General features: G+C 46.2%; 1 rRNA gene. It reads left to right on the top strand.

Annotated features, from left to right (window positions below):
• Window positions 1-17 precede the first annotated feature (17 nt).
• A 23S ribosomal RNA gene (locus EYW44_RS21860) occupies window positions 18-1,746 on the top strand; the annotation flags it as partial.

The raw sequence follows: 1,746 nt of genomic DNA, 5'->3' as shown, positions 1-1,746 counted from the left end.
TCTACAGCAAAAAGTACAATAAGCTAAATAAGGGCGTATGGCGGATGCCTAGGCTTTCAGAGGCGATGAAGGACGTGATAAGCTGCGAAAAGTTACGGGGAGATGCACATAATTTATGATCCGTAAATATCCGAATGGGGCAACCCACTATGTTGAAGGCATAGTACCGAGAGGGGCAAACGTGGTGAACTGAAACATCTAAGTAACCATAGGAAGAGAAAACAATAGTGATTCCGTTAGTAGTGGCGAGCGAACGCGGATTAGCCCAAACCAATGTTGTTACGGCAATATTGGGGTTGTAGGGCTGCGACATTAGAATCTTAGAGAACTAGAAGTGTTTGGAAAGACACACCGTAGAGAGTGATAGTCTCGTATAGGTAATCGAAGAGGATATAGCAGTACCCTGAGTAGTGCGGGACACGTGTAATCCTGTATGAATCCACCGGGACCATCCGGTAAGGCTAAATACTCCTGAAAGACCGATAGTGAACTAGTACCGTGAGGGAAAGGTGAAAAGAACCCTAAGTAAGGGAGTGAAATAGAACCTGAAACCGTACGCCTACAAGCGGTCGGAGCACATTTACTGTGTGACGGCGTGCCTTTTGCATAATGAGCCTACGAGTTACTGTTTCTAGCAAGGTTAAACATTTAAGGTGTGGAGCCGTAGCGAAAGCGAGTCTGAATAGGGCGTATAGTTAGTAGTAGTAGACGCGAAACCGAGTGATCTATCCATGGGCAGGTTGAAGCTGTGGTAACACATAGTGGAGGACCGAACCAGTTGACGTTGAAAAGTCTTTGGATGACCTGTGGATAGGGGTGAAAGGCCAATCAAACTCGGAAATAGCTCGTACTCCCCGAAATGCATTTAGGTGCAGCGTTGAGTAAAAGTTTTATAGAGGTAGAGCTACTGATTGGATGCGGGGGCTTCACCGCCTACCAATTCCTGACAAACTCCGAATGCTATAAAATGTTTCTCAGCAGTGAGGGCATGGGTGCTAAGGTCCATGTCCGAGAGGGAAAGAACCCAGACCATCAGCTAAGGTCCCCAAATATATACTAAGTTGAAAAAACGAGGTGAAACTGCTTAGACAGCTAGGATGTTGGCTTGGAAGCAGCCATTCATTTAAAGAGTGCGTAACAGCTCACTAGTCGAGCGGTTTTGCATGGATAATAATCGGGCATAAGTATATTACCGAAGCTATGGACTTTTAAAGTGGTAGGGGAGCATTCTATGTGTGTTGAAGTAGTGCTGTGAGGCATTGTGGAACGCATAGAAAAGAAAATGTAGGCATAAGTAACGATAAAGGGGGCGAGAAACCCCCTCACCGAAAGACTAAGGTTTCCTCAGCGATGCTAATCAGCTGAGGGTTAGTCGGGACCTAAGGCGAACCCGAAAGGGGTAGTCGATGGACAACAGGTTAATATTCCTGTACCTGCTCTCATTAAAAGTGACGGATCTCCCAGATACTTGCGTACTGACGGAAATGTACGCTGAGCCTAATCTTCGGATGAAGCGAAAGTAAGTAAGAGGTTCCAAGAAAAGCGAGAGAAGCAGCCCGTACCGTAAACCGACACAGGTAGTTGGGATGAGAATTCTAAGGTGCTCGAGAGATTCATGGCTAAGGAACTAGGCAAAATGGACCTGTAACTTCGGGAGAAAGGTCGCCCATTTTCGGATGGGCCGCAGTGAAAAGATCCAGGCGACTGTTTATCAAAAACACAGGGCTTTGCTAAATTGAAAGATGA

It is taken from the genome of Tenacibaculum sp. M341 (genome assembly GCF_004337695.1).
In the GTDB taxonomy this organism is placed as follows: Bacteria; Bacteroidota; Bacteroidia; order Flavobacteriales; family Flavobacteriaceae; genus Polaribacter.
This window is presented reverse-complemented; position numbering and strand designations above follow the sequence as displayed.